At 71.4% G+C, this 1502-nt stretch carries 1 protein-coding gene; it reads left to right on the top strand.

Annotated elements, in window-relative coordinates; all coding sequences use genetic code 11:
• Positions 1-215 precede the first annotated feature (215 nt).
• The gene (gene serC / locus V9K99_RS42665) at positions 216-1340 is read left to right on the top strand and encodes a phosphoserine transaminase (RefSeq protein WP_442914723.1); all 1125 of its coding nucleotides are present in this window, start codon (positions 216-218) and stop codon (positions 1338-1340) included.
• The last annotated feature ends 162 nt before the right edge of the window (positions 1341-1502 follow it).

Here is a 1502-nt window from a genome sequence, read left to right on the forward strand (position 1 = left end):
GCCCCCCCCCCCCCCCCCCCCCCCCCCCCCCCCCCACCCCCCCCCCCCCCCCCCGCCCCCCCCCCCCCCCCCCCCCCCCCCCCCCCCCCACGGCCGGGTACGGCGTATGTGCTGGGTGAGACCCGGGGTGGAGGACTGGGGGTGGTGTGGGAGGATGGGGTGCGCTGACAGCGTCGTCGGCTCAGGGATTGGCAGACGACGAAGGGAAACCGCTGGTGACCAGCGACATTCAGATTCCTGCAGAGCTCAAGCCCGCTGATGGCCGTTTCGGGGCCGGGCCGTCCAAGGTGCGTCCGGAGGCCGTCGCGGCTCTCGCCACCGAGGGCGCCAAGCTGCTCGGTACGTCGCACCGCCAGGCGCCGGTGAAGAACCTCGTGGCGCGGGTGCAGCAGGGCGTGGCCGACCTGTTCCAGCTGCCCGACGGCTATCAGGTCGTGCTCGGCAACGGTGGCTCGACCGCGTTCTGGGACGTCGCGACGTTCGGGCTGATCCGGGAGAAGAGCCAGCACCTGAGCTTCGGCGAGTTCTCCTCGAAGTTCGCCAAGGCCGCGCAGCTCGCGCCGCACCTCGGTGAGCCGAGCGTCGTGAAGTCCGATCCGGGTACGCGACCGGTCGCGGTCGCCGAGGCGGGCGTCGACCTGTACGCCTGGCCGCACAACGAGACCTCCACCGGTGTGATGGCGCCGGTGAAGCGGGTCGAGGGTGCCGACGAGGGCGCGCTGGTCGCGATCGACGCCACCTCGGGCGCCGGCGGCCTGCCGGTCGACATCAACGAGGTGGACGTCTACTACTTCGCGCCGCAGAAGTGCTTCGCCTCCGACGGCGGCCTCTGGATCGCCGTGATGAGCCCGGCCGCGCTGGCGCGGGTCGAGGAGATCACCGCGTCCGGCCGCTGGATCCCGGCGTTCCTGGACCTGGCCACCGCGGTCGACAACTCGAGCAAGCACCAGACGTACAACACTCCGTCGCTGGCCACGCTGTTCCTGATGGCGGAGCAGACCGACTGGCTCAATAACCAGGGCGGGCTGGAGTGGAGCGTCGCGCGTACGACGGACTCGAGCACCCGGCTGTACACGTGGGCCGAGAAGTCCGAGTACGCCACGCCGTACGTCGAGGACCCGGACGCCCGCTCGCTCGTGATCGGAACCGTCGACCTGGACGACTCGATCGACGCCGCCGCGGTCGCGACGACGCTGCGCGCCAACGGAATCGTCGACACCGAGCCGTACCGCAAGCTGGGCCGCAACCAACTGCGCGTCGCCATGTTCCCGTCAGTCGACCCTGACGACGTCGAAAAGCTGACCCAGGCCATCGACTACGTCGTCGAGCAGCAGAAGTAACCCACCAAGACCCCGCCAAACGCCGAACAGCCGCCGCCCCGCCCCCCGGGCCGACGGCTGTTTCGCGTCCACGGTGCTCGGCGTGGCGGGGGTGCCGGGCGTTGGGGCAGTGAGGTGCGTGTGGGGGTCAGCTGTGGGTGCGGCGGTGGGGGGTGGGTGGGG

It is taken from the genome of Kribbella sp. CCNWLW201, from assembly GCF_037203805.1.
GTDB lineage: Bacteria > Actinomycetota > Actinomycetes > Propionibacteriales > Kribbellaceae > Kribbella.